The organism is Pseudomonas sp. A6, assembly GCF_052367875.1.
GTDB lineage: Bacteria > Pseudomonadota > Gammaproteobacteria > Pseudomonadales > Pseudomonadaceae > Pseudomonas > Pseudomonas citronellolis.
The window spans coordinates 1853198-1872020 of the sequence record NZ_CP198970.1 but is presented as its reverse complement, the minus strand read 5'-3'; the positions used below and the strand labels follow the sequence as shown (position 1 = coordinate 1872020).

Annotated in this window: 16 protein-coding genes; all 16 read right to left on the bottom strand. The window is 62.1% G+C overall.

Annotated features, from left to right (window positions below):
- Positions 1-168: 168 nt before the first annotated feature.
- The 16 genes from ACTWJ5_RS08510 to galE all read right to left on the bottom strand — a co-directional run bounded on the left by ACTWJ5_RS08510 (position 169) and on the right by galE (position 18791).
- On the bottom strand, positions 169-2157 hold the full coding sequence (locus ACTWJ5_RS08510) for a polysaccharide biosynthesis protein (protein ID WP_074976180.1): 1989 nt from the start codon (positions 2155-2157) through the stop codon (positions 169-171).
- 67 nt (positions 2158-2224) lie between these two features.
- Positions 2225-3247 carry an MraY family glycosyltransferase gene (locus ACTWJ5_RS08505; RefSeq protein ID WP_444438165.1) on the bottom strand — a complete coding sequence of 341 codons (1023 nt, stop codon included), beginning with the start codon at positions 3245-3247 and terminating at the stop codon, positions 2225-2227.
- A complete protein-coding gene (locus ACTWJ5_RS08500) occupies positions 3244-4203 on the bottom strand; it encodes a UDP-glucose 4-epimerase family protein (protein WP_253408645.1) in 960 nt (319 codons plus the stop codon). Before ACTWJ5_RS08500 ends, ACTWJ5_RS08505 begins: the two co-directional genes overlap by 4 nt.
- Before the next feature lie 57 nt (positions 4204-4260).
- Positions 4261-5415 (bottom strand): tetratricopeptide repeat protein, encoded by a 1155-nt coding sequence (locus ACTWJ5_RS08495; RefSeq protein ID WP_444438163.1) that lies wholly within the window; start codon positions 5413-5415, stop codon positions 4261-4263.
- A 7-nt stretch (positions 5416-5422) separates the two neighbouring features.
- Positions 5423-5725, bottom strand: a complete 303-nt coding sequence (locus ACTWJ5_RS08490; protein WP_009621013.1) for a LapA family protein — start codon at positions 5723-5725, stop codon at positions 5423-5425.
- A 28-nt stretch (positions 5726-5753) separates the two neighbouring features.
- On the bottom strand, positions 5754-6038 hold the full coding sequence (ihfB, locus tag ACTWJ5_RS08485) for an integration host factor subunit beta (RefSeq protein ID WP_009621012.1): 285 nt from the start codon (positions 6036-6038) through the stop codon (positions 5754-5756).
- Between the two features lie 135 nt (positions 6039-6173).
- Entirely contained in the window at positions 6174-7856 is a 1683-nt protein-coding gene (gene rpsA, locus ACTWJ5_RS08480; protein WP_043267558.1) for a 30S ribosomal protein S1, read from the bottom strand.
- A 229-nt stretch (positions 7857-8085) separates the two neighbouring features.
- Complete coding sequence (locus ACTWJ5_RS08475; RefSeq protein ID WP_135499855.1) at positions 8086-9327, bottom strand: sulfotransferase family protein; 1242 nt, start codon at positions 9325-9327, stop codon at positions 8086-8088.
- Positions 9328-9335: 8 nt separating this feature from the next.
- Positions 9336-10484, bottom strand: coding sequence for a glycosyltransferase family 2 protein (locus ACTWJ5_RS08470; RefSeq protein ID WP_444438159.1), 1149 nt, complete (start codon positions 10482-10484; stop codon positions 9336-9338).
- A 189-nt stretch (positions 10485-10673) separates the two neighbouring features.
- Complete coding sequence (locus ACTWJ5_RS08465) at positions 10674-12125, bottom strand: glycosyltransferase family 4 protein (protein ID WP_444438157.1); 1452 nt, start codon at positions 12123-12125, stop codon at positions 10674-10676.
- Positions 12126-12134: 9 nt separating this feature from the next.
- Positions 12135-12863: a glycosyltransferase family 2 protein gene (locus ACTWJ5_RS08460; protein ID WP_074976194.1), complete on the bottom strand. Its 729-nt coding sequence runs from the start codon at positions 12861-12863 to the stop codon at positions 12135-12137.
- A 4-nt stretch (positions 12864-12867) separates the two neighbouring features.
- Complete coding sequence (locus ACTWJ5_RS08455) at positions 12868-13659, bottom strand: glycosyltransferase family 2 protein (protein ID WP_444438155.1); 792 nt, start codon at positions 13657-13659, stop codon at positions 12868-12870.
- Positions 13649-15367, bottom strand: coding sequence for a sulfotransferase (locus ACTWJ5_RS08450; protein WP_444438153.1), 1719 nt, complete (start codon positions 15365-15367; stop codon positions 13649-13651). Before ACTWJ5_RS08450 ends, ACTWJ5_RS08455 begins: the two co-directional genes overlap by 11 nt.
- Positions 15364-16587, bottom strand: coding sequence for an ABC transporter ATP-binding protein (locus tag ACTWJ5_RS08445; protein ID WP_444438151.1), 1224 nt, complete (start codon positions 16585-16587; stop codon positions 15364-15366). The genes ACTWJ5_RS08450 and ACTWJ5_RS08445 overlap by 4 nt, the downstream gene beginning before the upstream one ends.
- Positions 16588-16629: 42 nt before the next feature.
- Positions 16630-17787, bottom strand: a complete 1158-nt coding sequence (locus ACTWJ5_RS08440) for a glycosyltransferase family 4 protein (RefSeq protein ID WP_370311048.1) — start codon at positions 17785-17787, stop codon at positions 16630-16632.
- Entirely contained in the window at positions 17784-18791 is a 1008-nt protein-coding gene (gene galE, locus ACTWJ5_RS08435) for a UDP-glucose 4-epimerase GalE (RefSeq protein WP_256514679.1), read from the bottom strand. The genes ACTWJ5_RS08440 and galE overlap by 4 nt, the downstream gene beginning before the upstream one ends.
- Positions 18792-18823 lie beyond the last annotated feature (32 nt).

Sequence of the window (18823 nt, the reverse complement as noted above, 5' to 3'; positions counted from 1 at the left end):
GGGTATGGCGAGCCAGAACGGGCTCGCCATTCACCTTTAGCGACAGGAGCGGGGCAAGGGGAAGAAGGGAAAATCACACTTTGAATGAATCAGGGGCTTCCTCGCCGATTGGACGAAGAGCCCCTCCTGCAACAAGGCAGTGTCCGACCGAGCACCGGTATCGGTCTGTCAGGGCTCCATACGACGCTGCTGGTGGACCAGGTCGACGATGTCGCCATCCGGGCAGTAGCCGTTGACCGTCTCCCGCAGCAGCATACGCACCTGGGCGTAGTCGCCCCGCTCCACCGCCTTCAGCAGCGAGACCAGCACCGTCTTGAACGCCTCCCAAGGCAGCATTTCCTCGTTCGCCTTCATGATCATCGGGTGCTCGGTGGCGCCTACCTCGTCGCCGATCAACAACTCCTCATAAAGCTTCTCGCCGGGACGCAGGCCACTGAACTCGATGGCGATGTCACCGTGAGGCGAACTCTCCGAGCGCACGCTGAGCCCGGAAAGGTGGATCATCCGCTGGGCCAGCTCGAGGATTTTCACCGGCTGGCCCATGTCGAGCACGAAGACGTCGCCGCCGCGCCCCATGGAGCCCGCCTGGATCACCAACTGCGCAGCCTCGGGAATGGTCATGAAATAGCGGGTGATCGCCGGATGGGTGACGGTCACCGGGCCGCCACGCTTGATCTGCTCACGGAACAGCGGGATGACCGAGCCGGACGAGCCCAGCACGTTGCCGAAACGCACCATGGTGAAGCGGGTCTTGTTCACATGGTGGACCCCGGTCTTGTCGCCGAAGAGCACCGGCGCGGGCTCCAGACTGAGCGCCTGGAGGATCATCTCGGCCAGGCGCTTGGTCCCGCCCATGACGTTGGTCGGTCGCACAGCCTTGTCGGTGGAGATCAGCACGAAGTTCTGCACGCCAGCCTGGATCGAGGCCTGGGCCGCATACAGCGTCCCCAGGACGTTGTTCAGCACCCCTTCGGAAATATTGTGCTCGACGATGGGCACATGCTTGTAGGCGGCCGCGTGGTAGACGGTGTTGATCTTCCAGCTGCCCAGCACCTCCAGCAGGCGCTCGGCGCTGCGTACCGAGCCCAGGATGGGCACGAGCTGCACCGGCAGGGATTGCCGCCGGACGCGTTGCTCCAGTTCCTGGTGGATGCGGTAGAGATTGAACTCGCAGTGCTCGAACAGCACCATCACCGTGGGCCCGCAGGGCAGGATCTGGCGGCACAGCTCCGAACCGATGGAACCGCCCGCCCCGGTGACCATCACCGCCTGGCCGCGGATGCAGTGCTCCAGCAGCTCCTTGCGCGGCGCCACCGGGTCGCGCCCCAGCAGGTCGGCGATGTCCACTTCCTGGATGTCGTCCACCTTCACCCGGCCGTTGGCCAGGTCGATGATGCCGGGCACGCTGCGCACGTGCAGCGGATAGGGCTCCAGCAGACCGAGGATTTCGCGACGGCGCGCCCGCGAGGCGGAAGGAATCGCCAGGAGGATTTCCTGGGCCCCGGTCTCCTCGATCATCTGCTGGATATGCTTGGGCTTGAACACCCGCAGGCCGGCAATCACCCGGTTGGCGATCTCGTCGTCGTCGTCGATGAAGGCCACCGGCCGCATCACCCGCCCCAGGCGCAGTGCGGCGACCAATTGGTTGCCCGCGGTACCGGCACCGTACACCGCGACCTTGATCAGGCCATCATCCTGCTTGAGGAAAGGCACGACCTGGATCGCGCTGTACCAGTCGCCCATGAAGTACTGGCGCATGGCCAGGCGCAGGCCGCCGACCATCAGCAGGCTCAGCCACCAATAGTTGAGCACCAGGGAGCGCGGCACCGCCTCGACGACCGAGCGGTTCCAGTAGACCACCAGCGAAAGCACCAGGGCCGAAATGGTCACCGCCTTCCAGATGGCGATCAGCGCATCGTTGCCCAGGTAACGCATGACCGCCCGGTACATGCCGAAGCGGATGAACAACGGTATCGCGATCAACGGCGCGGCGATGAACAGCCAGGCATGCACACGGAAGGGATAGGTCAGGTCATCCGTACCCAGGCGCACCACGAAAGAGAGCCACAGGGCCAGCCAGACCAGGAGCACGTCCGTGACGACCTGCAGCATTCGCTTGTAACGTCGGGGCAACCTCAGCAGGCGCTCTCGCAGCATATCCTTTCATCCTTCCCAGTCCGGGAGCGCAGTCTCCCGTTACATTGACCACCATTTCCCATGGAGTTCACTTCGATTTGCCGTTTTCAGGCCCACCGGCGCCCAGCAATGCCACGACCAGCACCAATGGAGCATAGGCAAGAAACAGACCGGCGACGCCGTCGATTCGGCCCAGCGCCACGAAAACGGCGATCGGCGACAGCCATATCAGATTGATCGCAGCCACCGACAAACTGATGGCGCGATGCTGGCCAAGACGCCGCGAAGCCCGCTGATAGGCATGGCTGCGGTGTGCTTCGTGGACCCGCTCGCCGCGCAGCAAGCGCCGCGCCAGGGTCCAGGTGGCATCGACCACGAAGGCGCCCAGCAGGATCAGCCACGACCAGAACAGTTGCGGCGCCTGCCAGGCCGCCTGCAGCGAGAGCCCGCCCAGCATGATGCCGAGGAAGCCGCTGCCGGCATCGCCCATGAATATCCGCGCGGGTGGGTAGTTCCAGGCCAGGAACCCCGCGGTGGCCGCGGCGAGCAACAGCGGCAGCCAGGCGGCCGACCCCACCCCCGCCAACCAGCAGCAGAGCGCCGCGCCGCCGCAGACGGTAATCGCCTCCAGGCTGGCGATGCCGTCGATGCCGTCCATGAAGTTGTAGAGGTTCAGCAGCCACACCAGGTAGAACAACGCCAGCAGCGAGCCGAATAGCCCCAGGTCCCAGCGAACGCCGGCGAACGACAGGGCCGGCAGCCCCCCCAGCATGTAGAGCAGGAAGGCCGCGCCGAGGAAATGGCCGAGCAGGCGCCAGCGCGCCGGTACGTGACGGTGATCGTCGATGAATCCCACCAGGGCTATCCAGCCCCCCGACAGCAGCAGGGCAAGCATGGCGCGCGTATCGGTCAGGCCCATTCCCCAGGACAGCAGCAGCGCCAGCAGGAAGCTCAGGACTATCGCCACCCCGCCGCCCCTTGGCGTCGGCACACTGTGGGAGCTGCGCTCGTTGGGCACGTCCATCACGCTGCGCGCCAGGGCATAGTAGCGAACCCCGGCGGTACCGGCCCAAGCCAGCAGCAGGGCGAGAAACAGCAGGAGGAAGATCATGCCCGGGCCTCCCGGTACCAGCGCACCGTCTCCGCGAGCGCCTGGTCGACGCTCACCGGCGGCTGCCAGCCCAGCAGCTCGCGGGTCTTGCCGATATCGACCTGCAACGAGCCCAGCACGCGCTGCGCCTGGGCTCCTCGCCCAAATAGCGCGGCCAGCCCCTGCAGCAGGGCCACCGGCACAGGCAGCAGCCGCGGGCGTACGCCGAGAGCCATGGCCAGGCGACGGCACAGCTCAGCACTGGAAAGATCGTGGTCGTCGCTGACCAAGAAGACCTGGTTGGCGGCACGCTCGTGCTCCAGGCATACGCGCAGCAGATCGACCAGATTATCCCTAGCCACCAGGCTCCGCTGGTTGCGCACCCGAGCGAACGGCAGGGGCAGTTGCCGCTGCACCGCACGCATCAGGCTGGCGAAGTTGGCCCCCACACCCGGGCCGTAGATGAGCGGAGGGCGGATGATCACCCACTCCATCGCGCTCCCTTCGGCCAAGTGCGACAGCGCCCTCTCCGCCTCCAGCTTCGACTGGCCGTAGGGATCGACCGGCGCCGGCCGATCCTCGGCACGGAACGGCCGGCCGGGCGGCGTCAGCTCGCCGTTGACCTTGATCGAACTGATGAAGATGAAACGCCGTACCCCTGCGGCTGCAGCCTGGCGCGCCAGGTTGAGGGTGCCCTCGACGTTGACCGCGCGGAACTCGGCCAGGGGATCGTCCGCAGTTTCGCGCATGACATGCACCCGGGCCGCGGCATGGACCACGACGTCCACGCCAGCCAGTGCAGAAGTCCAGTCCTGGGTTGCGTCCAGGCCATCGATGGAGTGGACCTCCACGCCGGGAAATTCGCCAGACAGACGGGAACGCACCGCCACCGCCAGGCGCAGCTCCGGTATCGCGGCAAAGGCTTCGAGAATGCCCCGCCCGACAAAACCGGTCGCACCGGTCAGAAGTACTTTCAACACCACTCCTAGAGATTCAGGGCGCCGGGGCACCATCCATGATTCCGGGCATCGGCATCACTGCTGGGGAGCAGCGATCGGCCTGAGCGTATTCCACGCGTGGCAGCCCGGACATTGCCAGTGCAGTTCGCGCCCGGCGAAACCGCAATTGCCACAGCGATAGTGCGGCATCGATCGATACAGGCCGAGGATGATCGGCTGCATGTGGGTGAACAGCTCCTGGTCCGCCCTTCCACCACCCAGCGTACCGAGCATGTCCAGCAGCCCTCGCCAGGACGGCTGTTGCTGGACCTTGGCCAGCAAGCGGCCACGCCAGCCCTGCCCGTCCGCATCGAGCTGGGCCAGGATCGCCAGCAGCGCCGGCGATGCATCCGGCGCCTCCGCAAGACGGCGCAGGCAGGCAAGGATTTCCGGCTCGGCACAACACTCGCGCCGCCGCAACATGGGCAGCAGCTCGCCGAGAAAGCCGGCATCGGCCGCGCAGAGCTCGGTGATGGAGGCGTCGGCAGCCTGGAAGTTGCGCTGCCACAGCTCACAGTCCAGGCGCATCAGCAAGGCGCGCACGCATTGGGGGTCGACCCGCCGGGCTTCCTTGAGAAGCTCGCGGGCACCGTCGCGGTCACCCGCGCGAATGCGCTCCTGAGCCTGCTCGCAATAATAGTTGGCCAGCACCGTCTTCAGCTGAGGACGCCGCCCCACCAGGCGCGCAGCGAGTTCAACGGCACGCGCCCAATCCTTCTCGCGCTCGGCGATGCGACGCAACTCGTCCAGCGCCTCCAGTGAGATGGCCTGGCCATCTCGCTGCATCAGCTCATCCAGCAGTTGCTCGGCACTACCGAGCAAGCCTCCGGCGATGTAATCACGAGCGAGTTCGAGACTGATCTGCGCGGACAGCTCGGGGTTGGCCGATGCCTTGTCCAGCAATTCCTGGTGGATCTGGATGGCCTTCTCGATATCCCCACGGCGACGGAACAGATTGCCGACATGAACATGGCTTTCGAGTGTTTCCTCGTTCAGCGAAAGCCCTTGGGAAAGACGCTCCAGCGCGTCGTCGGAATGCCGGTCGAGCAGGTTGTGCATGTTGCGCACCCGCTCGCGCAACGCCTCGTCAGCCGAAGCCGGCCAAGAGCCCGGGCGCAACGAGCGTCGCCCCAGCCACCAACCGACGGCCAGGGCCAAAACGAACAGCAGCATCGCTACAACGCTGGACATCCCGGTGTCACTGGGTCTTCAGCGACTGGTCGCGCAGGGCCTGGTTTTCCTTGCGGAAGCGCGACACTTCGGAACGCAGCCCCGAGAGATGCAGGCGCGTGCGCGCCCGGAATGGAATGCTCAGCAGCAGGCCGATGACACCACCCAAGACGAAGGACAGGGTAATGAAGACCACCAGCGGCCACTCCGGCGTCTGCCAGCCCAGGAAGGCCAGTTGAACCCGCTGAAGGTTCTCCAAGACGAAGACGACGACCACTGCGCAGAGCAGGATGGCAGCCAGGAAGGCCAGAAAGCGTTTGAGCCGAAGCATGAAAAATCCTCGATCGTTCTCTAGCCGGCTACACGGGCTCGTTCACCCGATCGCGCAATTCCTTGCCCGGCTTGAAGTGCGGAACGAATTTACCATCCAGGCGCACCGATTCGCCGGTCTTCGGATTCCGGCCGACGCGCGGTGCGCGGTAATGCAGAGAGAAACTGCCGAACCCACGGATCTCGATGCGATCGCCGGTAGCCAGAGCCTGGGACATCTGCTCAAGCATCGTCTTGATCGCCAGCTCCACATCCTTTGCGGAAAGCTGCCCCTGATGGGTGACGATTCTCTCGATCAACTCCGACTTGGTCATGGTTTTCCCTTCTTTTTCAAGCGGCTAGATCAGCTCTAGGTTCTTTTAGCACGCAGCTCAAGCTTTGAACAGCCTAAAGGAGGGAAAACGAAAAAGGGCGACCGAGGTCGCCCTTTTTCTTAGAGGAATCAGGACTTAGCCCTGATTCTCCATTTGCGCACGAATCAGATCACCAATGGTGGTCGGACCGGTGTTTTCTACCTCTTGCTTGCTACGCAGCTCTTTCATCGCATCCTTCTCGTCATCGACGTCCTTGGACTTGATGGAGAGGCTGATGACGCGGCTCTTGCGGTCGATGCTGATGATCTTGGCTTCGACTTCTTCGCCTTCCTTCAGCACGTTGCGGGCGTCTTCGACGCGGTCGCGGCTGATTTCGGAAGCCTTCAGAACGCCTTCGATCTCGTCGCCCAGGCTGATGACGGCGCCTTTGGCGTCAACTTCCTTGACGATGCCGCGAACGATGCTGCCCTTCTCGTGCTGGCCGGCGTAGCTGGAGAACGGATCGTCTTCCAGTTGCTTGATGCCCAGGGAGATGCGCTCGCGCTCCGGATCGACGGAGAGGATGACGGTTTCCAGCTCGTCGCCCTTCTTGAAGCGACGCACGGCTTCTTCACCGGCTTCGTTCCAGGAGATGTCGGACAGGTGAACCAGGCCGTCGATGCCGCCTTCCAGACCGATGAAGATACCGAAGTCGGTGATCGACTTGATGGTGCCGGAGATCTTGTCGCCCTTGTTGAAGCGGCCGGAGAAGTCTTCCCACGGGTTGGATTTGCACTGCTTGATGCCCAGGGAGATACGACGACGCTCTTCGTCGATGTCCAGAACCTGAACTTCCACTTCGTCGCCAACCTGAACGACTTTCGACGGGTGGATGTTCTTGTTGGTCCAGTCCATTTCGGAGACGTGTACCAGGCCTTCCACGCCCTCTTCCAGCTCGGCGAAGCAGCCGTAGTCGGTGAGGTTGGTGACGCGGGCCATGACGCGGGTGCCTTCCGGGTAACGAGCCTTGATGGCAACCCACGGGTCTTCGCCCAGTTGCTTCAGGCCCAGGGATACGCGGTTGCGCTCGCGGTCGAACTTCAGAACCTTGACATCGATCTCGTCGCCGACGTTGACGATTTCCGACGGGTGCTTGATGCGCTTCCAAGCCATGTCGGTGATGTGCAGCAGGCCGTCTACGCCGCCCAGGTCCACGAATGCGCCGTAGTCGGTGAGGTTCTTGACGATACCCTTGACTTGCTGGCCTTCCTGCAGGGATTCCAGCAGGGCTTCGCGCTCGGCGCTGTTCTCGGCTTCCAGGACGCTACGACGGGAAACGACAACGTTGTTGCGCTTCTGGTCCAGCTTGATGACCTTGAACTCGAGCTCTTTGCCTTCCAGGTGAGTGGTATCACGCACCGGACGGACATCGACCAGGGAACCCGGCAGGAACGCGCGGATGCCGCTGACGTCGACGGTGAAGCCGCCCTTGACCTTGCCGTTGATTACGCCCTTGACCACTTCATCAGCGTTGAAGGCAGCTTCCAGAACCAGCCAGGATTCGGCACGCTTGGCTTTTTCGCGGGACAGCTTGGTTTCACCGAAGCCATCTTCAACCGCGTCCAGCGCAACGTGGACTTCGTCACCCACCTTGATGGTCAGCTCGCCCTGTTCGTTGTAGAACTGCTCGACCGGGATGACGCCCTCGGACTTCAGGCCGGCATGCACGGTGACCCAGTCACCGTCGATGTCGACCACGATGCCGGTGATGATGGCACCCGGCTGCATGTCGAGGGATTTCAGACTTTCTTCAAAGAGTTCTGCGAAGCTTTCGCTCATGTTTATACCTGTAGTCAAAGGCCTGTAGGCCCGGCTCCGCGCCACCAGCGAACGCGGTCAAGTGATGAAAAAGAAGCCAGCAGGATCGAGACTGGTATCCTGCCGGCCCCTGGCCGCGCCCGGCCGAAGCCGGGCACTCCACATTCAATTTTTACGGGTTGCTTCGCCAGATACAGACGAAAGCCTCCCAATACAAGGTCTGGAATGTTAGCAACCGCCGCACCAGGCGTCAAATGGGCTTGGTGCGCATCTTCCCGACCCATTCGCCACAATGCCGCAAGGGCGCTGTCACACGCCAGGACCTGCTGGCCAGGACCTGTTCCAGGTGTCCAAGGGTCGCTGAATGCTCTGCGCGCAAACGGCATTGCTCGGCCTCCAGGGAAGCAAGCTTCTGACGCTGGCCCTCCATCGACTCGAGAAGCATTTCGCGCTCCTGTTGCAGCGCCTGAAGCCCGGCCAGATAGGCCCGCTCCTGCTTCTCGAAGAAAGCAGCGGCCTCCTGACGTGCAGTCTCACCTGCCCTAATGGTGGATTCCAGCTGGAATATCCAGCCGACCAGTTCGGCTTCCCGCGCACTCGATCGCTTCCGGTCACCCTGGTACCACTGGCTGGCGCTCCAGGACTCCATATCCAGGCGTCCGAAATGCCGTAGCATCGGCCACACCTCAGCGAACTGACGCTCAACAGCCTCTAACTGACGAACGGATACCTGTCCCTCGTCCCTGGCCAGCCGGCCCAACAGTTCATGAAGCCCGACCAATGCGGGAAAGGCGTCTGCATGTCGGCGCAGAAGTGCCTCATCGAAACAGGTATGCCGAAGGGAACGATCCAGGATGTCGACGGAGAAACGCTCGAACAACGCATCCGAAAACGGCAAACCCAGGCGATCCGCCACCCGCTGCAGGGACTCTCGCGGCTGCGCCATGAAGCCGTCGTAGTCAACTACGACCATGCGCCTGGCGGCGGCGAATCGTAAGGCCCTGTACATGTGTTCGTACCACAGCATCAGACTCTTCGCCGTGGAAAAACCATCACGCGCCTCCAGCGATGCCGCCACGCTCAGCGGATGACGCAGGGGAACGACCAGTGCAACGTTCACCCCCCTGGCATCCAGCAACGGCATCCAGAAATCCATGAGGCGCGGCAGACGGGGATCCTTGATGCCGAACAGATCACGCCCTGCCAGGCGTTGATCCAGCAGCGAACCCATCCGGCGCTGCAGGTCTTTGCCGGACTCGCTATCCAGCAGGAGGCTCCCATCGACTCCAATGCAGGAAGACGAGAAGCCTTGCGCTGCGAACACTTCCTCGTTCAGGTCGATGATCGCACGATCTTCCCAGAACCCTCGTGGATTGTCTGGCCCCGGTGCAATGAGGTGTTCCCCAAAGTCCACTCCCAGGCATTCCAATGCCGCAGACAACAGGCTGGTGCCGGAGCGGTGCATACCCAGCGTCATGACTACCGTTTTCAACTCATTTCCTACCTGCTACCAGCGATCCTGTCGAACCGACCAATCTCCACTTTCACGACACCGGCCTGGCCATCCCTCATACGCTCATCCGGACGAAGAAGCGTGGCCTTGCCGGATACCTTAGGAAGGACCAGGGCAGCACACCAATCCCGGGTCGCGAAATAGTTGTTCACGAACGCAGCGCATTGGCTGTCATCCAGGAGGTCGGCCAACCGATAGACAATGACGGCCCGGCAGAGCAACCAGTCCGGCAGCACAACGCCTCCCTCGGCGATAAGATGCAACGGCGCCTTGCCAACGAGAGCCTCCAACGCAGAACGAGGCCATGACCGCAGATCGCTACCTCGCTTCAGGTGAATCACAAACGCCAGCACCGGCGAACGTCGATACTGGCTCGGGCGCGATAGGTTGAGCAGCGGCTCATTCACCGGTCGCCGGCGATAACCATTGGCTAACGACTTTCGCCATGCCGTGTTGACATAGAACTCCCGGTGCACCAAGCGCAGTTCGCAACGGGCCTGGCGCGAACGGCAACTGGCCTGATCCAGCCGCGATCCGGGGTGCCGCCGGTAGAGCATCAGCGCTTCGCCTATCACCCGGCCATGCACGCCCAGACTCGCCAGGCGAATCCAGAAGTCCCAGTCCTCGTACAAGGAACTGCGCACCTCCGAAAAGCCACCTGCTGCCACCCAGGCGACACGCGAGAATACGGCCGAAACCCCCAAGTGATTGACGTAGGGCAGCAACACCGGATCGAGGTCGCAGGTCCTGACCACTCCTCGCTCCCCTCCGAACAGTTGTAGCCAGCTATGCGCCAAGCTCACGCCGGCATCCGCCTCCAGCATCACCACGCACTTCTCCAGGTACGACGGGGCCAGCAGGTCATCGGCGTCAAGGCAACAGATGTAGCGCCCCCGGGCTTTGGCAATTCCTGCGTTGCGTGCTGCCCCGGGGCCTGCATTGGCCTGCCGGAGGACAGTCAATGAAGTGCACCGTTCAAGCAAGGCGAGCAGACGCCGGGTAGCGGGATCATCGGAGCCATCGTCGACCAGGATGACCTCGAAGTCCTGCAGCGTCTGTTCACGCAAGCTCCGCAGCGCCTGCAACAGATAGGCGCCATAGTTGAAGCAGGGGACAATCACGCTGACCAACGGCATCCCCGAGTCCCAGGGTTCCGCTGTAGCGGGCTCGCATGGCGGACTGCCACGTGAGCGCGAGCCCAATATCCAGTGGAGCAGAGTCCGGCCCGGATTTCCCGCTACTCGCCGGAGCACGGGCCGACACAGGAACCAAAGCCATGCTCCTCCGGAACGAAGTGCCTGCGCTATCGACACGATGGGCGACACTCACCCGACCGGCTGTAATGCGGCGCATGTCGGCAAGTATCCCGGCACGGCGGAGACTTGCTGCTCAAAAGCGGACCAATTGTGCCGCCCACGCATCAGGGCCTGGGCACAGGCCACTTTCCTTTCGGCCTGCTGCCGATCTTCCAGTACCGTCCTGATCCTCTCGGCAAATGCGAGCGGCCCGGCAGTGGCATCGAGAGGATAACCACTATCTTCGTTGACCAACTCCGCTATACCGCCAACCGTTGGTGCGACTATGGGAAGGCCCGCGGCAGTGGCCTCGAGCAGGACATTCGGTAGACCGTCGTAGGCGGATGTATAGAGGAAGACTCCATAATCACTCTCCTGGGCGATGGTCGCAAAACTGTCGAAGCCGCCAGCCAGGGAAATATTCGGTAGAGCTCTCAGGCGTTGCAGTACATCTCTATCGTAGGCGGGGTCGGCTTCGCCATGGACATCGAAGCGCACCTCCGGCAAGGCCCTGGCGATTTCGTAAAGCAACTCGGGACGCTTCTGCGCAGCCAGGCGCCCTGCCCACAACACCTTCCTACCGTCCCTGGGCGTGCTGGCCATATTGCCAACGAATGGGAAATACAGGGTATGCAGACGTTCCCGCGGCAGACCGTCACGCCGCTGTATAAGATTGAGGAAACACAGGTTGTCGGTGAAGATACCTGTCAGGTGCATCCAGGCCTTCGGCAAGAATTCCGTGGCATAGCCACAACGCACGCCATTGCGGTCGACATCATCACAATAGACGCTGGCAAACAGGCGTTTGCCGCTACTCACCAATGGCTTGCCGAACCGCTCGAACAATTGCCAGCCCAGCAACGAATTGATCAGATGCAGCGTGCAGGCCGGACTCTGCAGCAACAACCGCAGCAGAACCAGTTCGCGATCCTCGGGACTGGCATGCCGCGTCAGTTGCCCGAACTCGACCACCCTGGCCTCGACTGGTAAACGATTAACCCAAGGCGACAGGACGTCCCGTGTCAGCACGACCGTTACCCGAAGCCCCTGCTCCACACAAAGGTTGACATGGTGCAACGTGCCCAGGTCGGCCCCTCCGCGCATCATATGGGGAATGATGAAGATCATCTGGGGACGGCTGTCGACGAAATCAGACGCTAACGCCCGGTAGAGCGCGGCAGCGTGAGGATCCTCGCCTGGCTGCCAGGAACGGAAACGACCGAGCAGCTCATCGCTGGGGTACAGCGCCGGCTCGATATTCGACAGTTCGCGCAATTCCTCGACTATCCACTGCGGCAGCGCTACCGGTGCATCGTCCCGGGCCACCACGGCCTCCGGGAAATAGCGATGCCTGAGACGACGGCAGAACACCACGAAGCCTTGCAGCTGTCGTTCACTCAGGAAGCGCCGCAGCAGTGCGAACAACCATCCATAAGCACGCCAGGCGAACCATACGAGAAGCTTCTTGAGACGTACGGACATCAAAACCTCTTACTTCCAGAGTCCATCGGCGAAGAATGGTCCCGGGCGAACGATGACCTGCTGTCGCAGGCCGGTGTTCTGCCGGGAGCCAGCCGGCTTGCGCCGGTAGAACAGCGCTGTCTGCGGTGCCGTGGTATGGCAGGCTCCCGCAGCCAACGCAGCAAGGCTCCAGTCCCAGTCTTCGTAACCGAAGCCGGTCCTGGCCATGTTTGCCTCCCGATACGGGCAACGCAGGAACAGCTCCCGGGAGGCGAACACTGTCGAGGCCCACAGGTGGTGCTTGAAGCAGGTATCCAGGCTTCCTTCCCCAGAGAGTTGATCGCTCTGCCGGGACAATTCCCAGGACTCACCGAAAGTCAGCAGATAATCGGTATGCACGACCACCTCGCCCGGCTGCGCTGCTATGACGCTCAACGCCGCAGTGATCCAGTTCGCCGAGCAATAGTCATCGCCATCGAGAATGCCGATAAGCTCTCCGTCTGCCTCGGAGATCCCTGCATTACGCGCCAGGCCAGGATCTCCCAAGCCTACTTCGATGATGCGATCGGTCGAACGCACGGCAGGATGCTCGCGGACCACCCGCAGCGTGAGCGGATCGGCATGATCCAGTACCGCCAGCAACTGCACCTCGTGCCCGAACGACTCGGCATGGCGGCGAAGGCGTTCGAAACCGGATAGCGACCAATGGCCCAGAGTGCGCTCGCCATGAAAGGTCATTACCACACAGGACTTGGGCATGACTTCAACGAACCTCTGGCAGGCGACTGGAAAAGAAGGCGCCCGGCCTGAGTACACTGGCCATCCCCTTGCACAGAGAGGGAAACGTCTCGGGCATTCCACGACAAAAGGCCGCGGTACCCACGGCCAAAGTATGCAGGCGGCCGGAAGCGATGATCTCCAACCCCCAGTGCCAGTCCGGAAAAGCGAACCCAGTCTGCTCGGTGGCCACCGGCTGGTAGGGAACGGCCTCGAACACATCGCGGCGGGCAAAGACCGTGGCGCCCCACGGATAATGCTTGAAGCAGTTCTCCGGGTTGTAGGTATCCACCAATTGGTCGATGCAGCGCGTGTAGGAGAACACCTGCCCGTGATGCAGGAGATATTCGGGGTGTACGACCACCTGGCCTCCACAACGCCGCACCACGCCCAGCGCCTCTATCAGCCAGTTGGCACTGCAATAGCTGTCGCCATCGAATATGCCCAAGAACTCTCCATCCGCCAGGCATACGCCGGCATTGCGCGCCTGGGACAGGTCGCCGTGCTCGACCTCCAGCAGCCGATCCGTCGACAGCAACGCCGGATGCTCGCCGACTATCCGCCGGGTATTTCCGTCAGGACGGTCGAGGACTGCCACCAGTTGCACCAACAGGCCATGGAATGCAGCCCATCGGCGCATGCGCTGAAATGACCAGAGGCTCCATTGGGCCCGTATGCCTTCCCTATGAAACACACCCACCAGACTGATCTCCGGCAGTGCGGAAACTGTCCCATGCACCTTGGAGCCCTTTGTATCGGAAGAGCGTTCAAAGCACATATCGCAGACTCTCGGCAACATCGCTCACCACGGCCGCGACCAGATCACGCTCGCGCTCGTCCATCTCGTCACCGAGGCAAGGCAACGGAACCAGTTCAGGCAAAGGTGCGCTGCCCAACAGGCAGTCAACCATGTCGGACGGCTTGCTGATCAAATCCTCGTATCGCGTCCAGCGCAGGTGTGCCTCCATCTCCAACAGCTGGCAAGCGAGATAGCGCCACCATAGCGCCCGGCGCACAGGTAGGTAGTCGCAAGCCATGACCTCCCGGAGCATCTTGCGCTGCCAACCGCTCAATCCGGGATCGTCCGGATGACCAATCGGTTGTGTCTGCACCGCCGCCGTGCGCAGGTGCTCGAAGGTCCGCTTCCAGGAAGACAGGCTGTCGTAGGGATGACGGATGAGCGCGATGCAAGTGGCGTCGGGCATAGCCCGGAGCAGGCCCGGCAGACGTGACAGGTAGGCCAGGGTATTCTTGGTACCCAGGGTGAAGGACGCGCCCTGGAGTTGCACGCGATAGGGCTGCCGACGGTCGCCCTCACGGGCGGTGTCGTCTACCAGGCGCCCCTCCACGTGCTTGTTCGGCACGGACAGCCCCGCCAGCAGATCACGGCGTAGTTCGCCATACAGCCGTGGTATGCCCCACGGGGTAGCACCAGCCGTCAGCACAGGAAATACTTCAGCGGGCTCATTGATGATCACGGTATCCCGACGTTCCGATAGCAGCCGGCACAGGTAGCTGGTACCGCTGCGCGGCAGGCCGGTGATCAATAGGTCACGCCCGTCGCGCTCCAGAGACGGACCTGTGCCCAACCCAGCGAACCAGGCGGGAGAATATGCCTGGACATCCACAGATTGCCGGAGCACCTCGGTCAGTTCGGGGAAACGCTGCTGGAGCCCGTGCAGGTCCCGCAGCAATTCAGGCTCACGAGCCAGCACCGGCAGATCGTGATAGTGGCAGAGGAAGGGCCTGCTGCCCGGCTTGCGCAAAGGTTTCAGGTGCAACGGAAAGTTGTAGCGCTCATCGAGAGAGCGTGTCCGCATCTGCGATTGCGCCAGGGCGATCGGCAGCGCCAACTGGTCCAGCCAGGGCCATTTGTGCTCGACTTCCGGCGCCTCGGCGAGGAGTTTGGCCACCCGTAGCCAGCAAGCGGCAAACCGCTCGGCATCGCGTACCCAGATGAATCCGGCGTTGAAATATCCGGGCATGACCTCCTGGCCATGACTGGTGAGCACCCGCACTTCCGGGAGATCGAGCCCCAACACTCCGTACAGTTGCCTCCAATAGCCATCATCGGTGGGCACCAAGGCCACGTCCGCCGGTTTCAGGGCCGCATCGGCCTGGCGAAGCGTATCGATATCAGGGACGTGCAGGCAGTACATATCCGAATCGAGAAACAGGGTATGCCCATACCCCTCCCCCAAGGCCAGGGCGGCGAACTTGTTACCTATGGGGTATTCGGGGCCGAAAGGGTTCTCGATTTCTCGCAGAGGGATGGCAAGGCGGTTGTACAGGCTGCGCGAGGCCTGACTGAGAGCCCCCCAGGACGACGCGGGAGTGGCCAGGGCAGCCAGTATCGGGACACTTTCTCCAAACCGGGCTCTCAAAGAGGTCGCCAGCAATGCGGCCTTGTACTCGAGTATCCCGCCATGCGTAACGAAAACTACGCAGAAATCGGAAGAGGGGCGATCAGGGAATGACTGGGTCATGATGCGTGGGGCAACTCGAAGGAACCGTGCAGGTTGACCACGGCATCGAAACGCTTGATGGGGTTGTTGATCCGGAAAATCGCGGCGTTCACCTGCTTGTCCAGCAGTTCGCAAAGCTCATCCGTCAACGCATCGTCCAGACGCACGGTCAGGGCATAGTCGCCAGCCTGCAGATCGCCAGCGAAGCTGATACGGGCATGCACGAGTCCATCCTCACCCACCGGCAGCTCGATACCCTGGTGCGCATTATTGAACGCGTAGAGGTTGTATCCGCGCAGGTCACGAAGGACCACAGTGATCCTGGGCCTCGACACCGCTTGGAACAGCCTGGCCACCACCTCGACAACGATTCGTTCGCCGCTGTCGAACGCTTGACGCCACTCTCCGGCGACTCCCAGGCGCAGTTGCAGAATCCGCCCCTTGGCATTGCCGAACGCCATGCCCTCGAGGCCAAGAGGAAGAGAGGTATCGTCCTCTCCTCCTTCTGCTGATGCCGCTCCGGCCTGGCTATCGCGCTGATAGAGTTCGCAAGCCGTTTCGCAATCGCCATCGAATGCAACCAGGCCATCCTTCAGGTAGACAGCCCGACTGCAATAGCCCTTGATCAATTGCGCATCATGGGACACCAGCAATATCGTGACGCCTCGAGCCAGCAGTGCATCCAGCCTACCAAGGCACTTGAACTGGAAAGCGGCATCGCCGACGGCAAGGGCCTCGTCGATGATCAGCACGTCGGCATCGACATGGGCATTGAGTGCGAAGGCCAGGCGGACATACATGCCGCTCGAATAGGTCTTGACCGGCTGATCGATGAATTCGCCTATGTCCGCGAAAGCGATGATCGCCTCCAGTTTCCCGGCTATCTCGTCCTTCGTCATGCCCAGCAACATGGCATTGAAGATTACGTTGTTCCTTCCGGTTTCCTCCGGATCGAACCCCATCCCCAACTCCAGCAAAGCGGCCACCCGGCCATGGACCTGCGCCCTGCCCCGGGATGGACGCAAGGTCCCTGCGATGATCTGCAGCAAGGTCGACTTTCCGGAACCATTGCGACCGATGATGCCAACGACCTCTCCCGCCGCTACTTGTAGTGATAGGTCGCGCAAGGCCCAGAACTCGCGATGAAAACTGAAGCGGTTGCCCAAAAGCACCTGCAAGAAACGCTTGCCGGAGCTGTCGAACAGATGGAAACACTTCCCAAGTCCGGAAACCTGGATCATGGGGCGTTGCGCAACATTCATCTCGCTACCATTGGCCGGCCATTACATGCTCGCCAGCACTTTCCTGTTGATTTCACGAACGTCATAACGTGCTTCGGCGATACGCCGACTCTCCCTTCCCATCCGCAGGATGAGCTGGGGGTCATGGATGAAACGAGCCATCGCCTGCGTCAGGGCCTTGGGGCTGCGGATCGGCACGAGAAAACCGTTGACGCCATCGACGATGCTTTCCCGGCAGCCCACCCAGTCAGTGGTGATCACGGGACGCCCCAGCGCCATTGCTTCCTGGATGCAGCGGGGAATGCCTTCGCGGTAATAGGAAGGCAGCACCAGGACGCTGGATTCGTTCAGCCACCCCCGCACATCCCTCACCCAGCCGACCCAGCGTACCGAACCCTCCTCACTCCAGCGGTGGATTTCCTCTTGCCGGATGGAGTCCGGGTTCACGTCCGTGTCGCCAAGAACGATGCATTCAATCTCGGGGTGCTCGGCCTTCAGCGAGCGGGCGGCCTCGACGAAGTCCTGGATACCTTTCTGCTGCAGAAGGCGACCGACGAAGATGAAAACGACCGGACTCACCGGCGGCCGCGAGGGTAGGAAATGCGTTAAATCCAGACCGATGCCCGGCAACAGCACGACCTTCTCCGCCGCCACCAGGCCTCCATGCACGAAGAGTGCGTAGTCATCGCCATTGAGCAGGAAAACCCGCCGGGATGACTTCAGGGTGAGGCGATAGAGCCCCCGTACGAGGCCACGCAACATCCCCCTGGCAGGGCTCGATGCACCCACGTCAGAAAAGACGTAGCCCGCGCCCTCGATCATCGAGTAGATGATGCGAACCCCGGCCAACCTGGCGGCCAGCCCGCCAAGGATCACCGGCATGGGGAAGTAGCTGAAAACGGCATCGACTCTGAAGGAACGAAGCCGCCACGCCGTTTTCACGATCGCCCACAATGCGACGAACGGGTTCATGCCGCTGCGCCCGATGTAGCCCTCGACCGGCATTGCGCCCAACTGGCGAATCTGCCTTCTGCTGTGTTCGTCATGGTCGGGAGCGAAGGCATAGACCTCCACGCCCCTGGCGACCATGTCGCGAATCAGTTCGCCGCGAAAATTGACGATCGAGAAAGCCTGGTTGGAAACCAGCGCCAGCCGCCGGAAGCCAAGGTTGCACGCACCAGGCTGGCCTGAAAGCATCATGTTTCCAGGCCCGACGTCTGCCAACGCCAGACATCGGCCACTATCTGCCCGATGTCCTTGCGGGACTTCCAGCCCAGCTCTCGCTCGACCTTGGCGACATCCGCCCAGCTTTCCGCGATATCTCCCGGGCGACGGTCACGAACCTCGTAGGGTATCGGCTTGCCGCATGCCGCTTCGAACGCCCTCAGGACCTCCAGAACCGAATATCCCCGGCCCACCCCCATGTTCCAAACACGGACGCCGGCATGCCGGAGGAGATAATCCAGGGCCTGCACATGTCCCTGGGCCAGGTCGCAAACATGCACATAGTCGCGTACCCCCGTACCATCTGCCGTGGGGTAGTCATTTCCATATATCCCCACGACCGGCTGCTGGCCCACAGCGACACGGCCAACGATGGGCAGCAGGTTGTTCGGCTGGCCTTTGGGGTTTTCGCCGATCAGGCCGCTGGCATGCGCGCCAGCGGGGTTGAAATAGCGCAGTATCGCTACCGCCCAGCGCGGATCGGTGGCGGCGAAATCCTTGATCACTTCCTCGGCGAAGAACTTGCTTCGGCCATAGGGGTTGACCGCACGCCCCGCCGGATGCGTCTCGGCAACAGGAGCGCTTTCGGGGTCGCCATACACAGTGGCGGACGAACTGAAAACCACGCGATGAATTCCCACCTCCGCCATCGCCTCCAGCAACGCCAGGATGCCGCCGACATTGGTGGAGTAATAATCCAGCGGCAGCCTTACGCTTTCCGCCACGGACTTCAGCCCAGCCAGATGGATAACGGCATCGATGGCGTGCTCGGCGAACAGCTCCCGAAGCAGGGAGATATCCCGAACGTCCCCCTTCACGAAACACAGGGGCTTGCCGGCCAGGACTTCTATTTTGTCGAGAATGGCCAGGGAGCTGTTGGCCAGGTTGTCCAGGACAACGACATCGGCCCCCCATTCCAGCAAGTGAACGACCACGTGGGAGCCAATGAAACCTACCCCGCCTGTCACCAACACTTTCATCGCAACACCAGTGAAAACGTCATGCCTCGAAA

Coding starts and splice junctions, on each gene's coding strand:
- ACTWJ5_RS08510 (WP_074976180.1), bottom strand. CDS start 2,157: ATGCTGCGAGAGCGCCTGCTGAGGTTGCCCCGACGTTACAAGCGAATG.
- ACTWJ5_RS08505 (WP_444438165.1), bottom strand. CDS start 3,247: ATGATCTTCCTCCTGCTGTTTCTCGCCCTGCTGCTGGCTTGGGCCGGT.
- ACTWJ5_RS08495 (WP_444438163.1), bottom strand. CDS start 5,415: ATGTCCAGCGTTGTAGCGATGCTGCTGTTCGTTTTGGCCCTGGCCGTC.
- ACTWJ5_RS08490 (WP_009621013.1), bottom strand. CDS start 5,725: ATGCTTCGGCTCAAACGCTTTCTGGCCTTCCTGGCTGCCATCCTGCTC.
- ihfB (WP_009621012.1), bottom strand. CDS start 6,038: ATGACCAAGTCGGAGTTGATCGAGAGAATCGTCACCCATCAGGGGCAG.
- rpsA (WP_043267558.1), bottom strand. CDS start 7,856: ATGAGCGAAAGCTTCGCAGAACTCTTTGAAGAAAGTCTGAAATCCCTC.
- ACTWJ5_RS08470 (WP_444438159.1), bottom strand. CDS start 10,484: ATGCCGTTGGTCAGCGTGATTGTCCCCTGCTTCAACTATGGCGCCTAT.
- ACTWJ5_RS08465 (WP_444438157.1), bottom strand. CDS start 12,125: ATGTCCGTACGTCTCAAGAAGCTTCTCGTATGGTTCGCCTGGCGTGCT.
- ACTWJ5_RS08460 (WP_074976194.1), bottom strand. CDS start 12,863: ATGCCCAAGTCCTGTGTGGTAATGACCTTTCATGGCGAGCGCACTCTG.
- ACTWJ5_RS08455 (WP_444438155.1), bottom strand. CDS start 13,659: ATGTGCTTTGAACGCTCTTCCGATACAAAGGGCTCCAAGGTGCATGGG.
- ACTWJ5_RS08450 (WP_444438153.1), bottom strand. CDS start 15,367: ATGACCCAGTCATTCCCTGATCGCCCCTCTTCCGATTTCTGCGTAGTT.
- ACTWJ5_RS08445 (WP_444438151.1), bottom strand. CDS start 16,587: ATGATCCAGGTTTCCGGACTTGGGAAGTGTTTCCATCTGTTCGACAGC.
- ACTWJ5_RS08440 (WP_370311048.1), bottom strand. CDS start 17,787: ATGATGCTTTCAGGCCAGCCTGGTGCGTGCAACCTTGGCTTCCGGCGG.
- galE (WP_256514679.1), bottom strand. CDS start 18,791: ATGAAAGTGTTGGTGACAGGCGGGGTAGGTTTCATTGGCTCCCACGTG.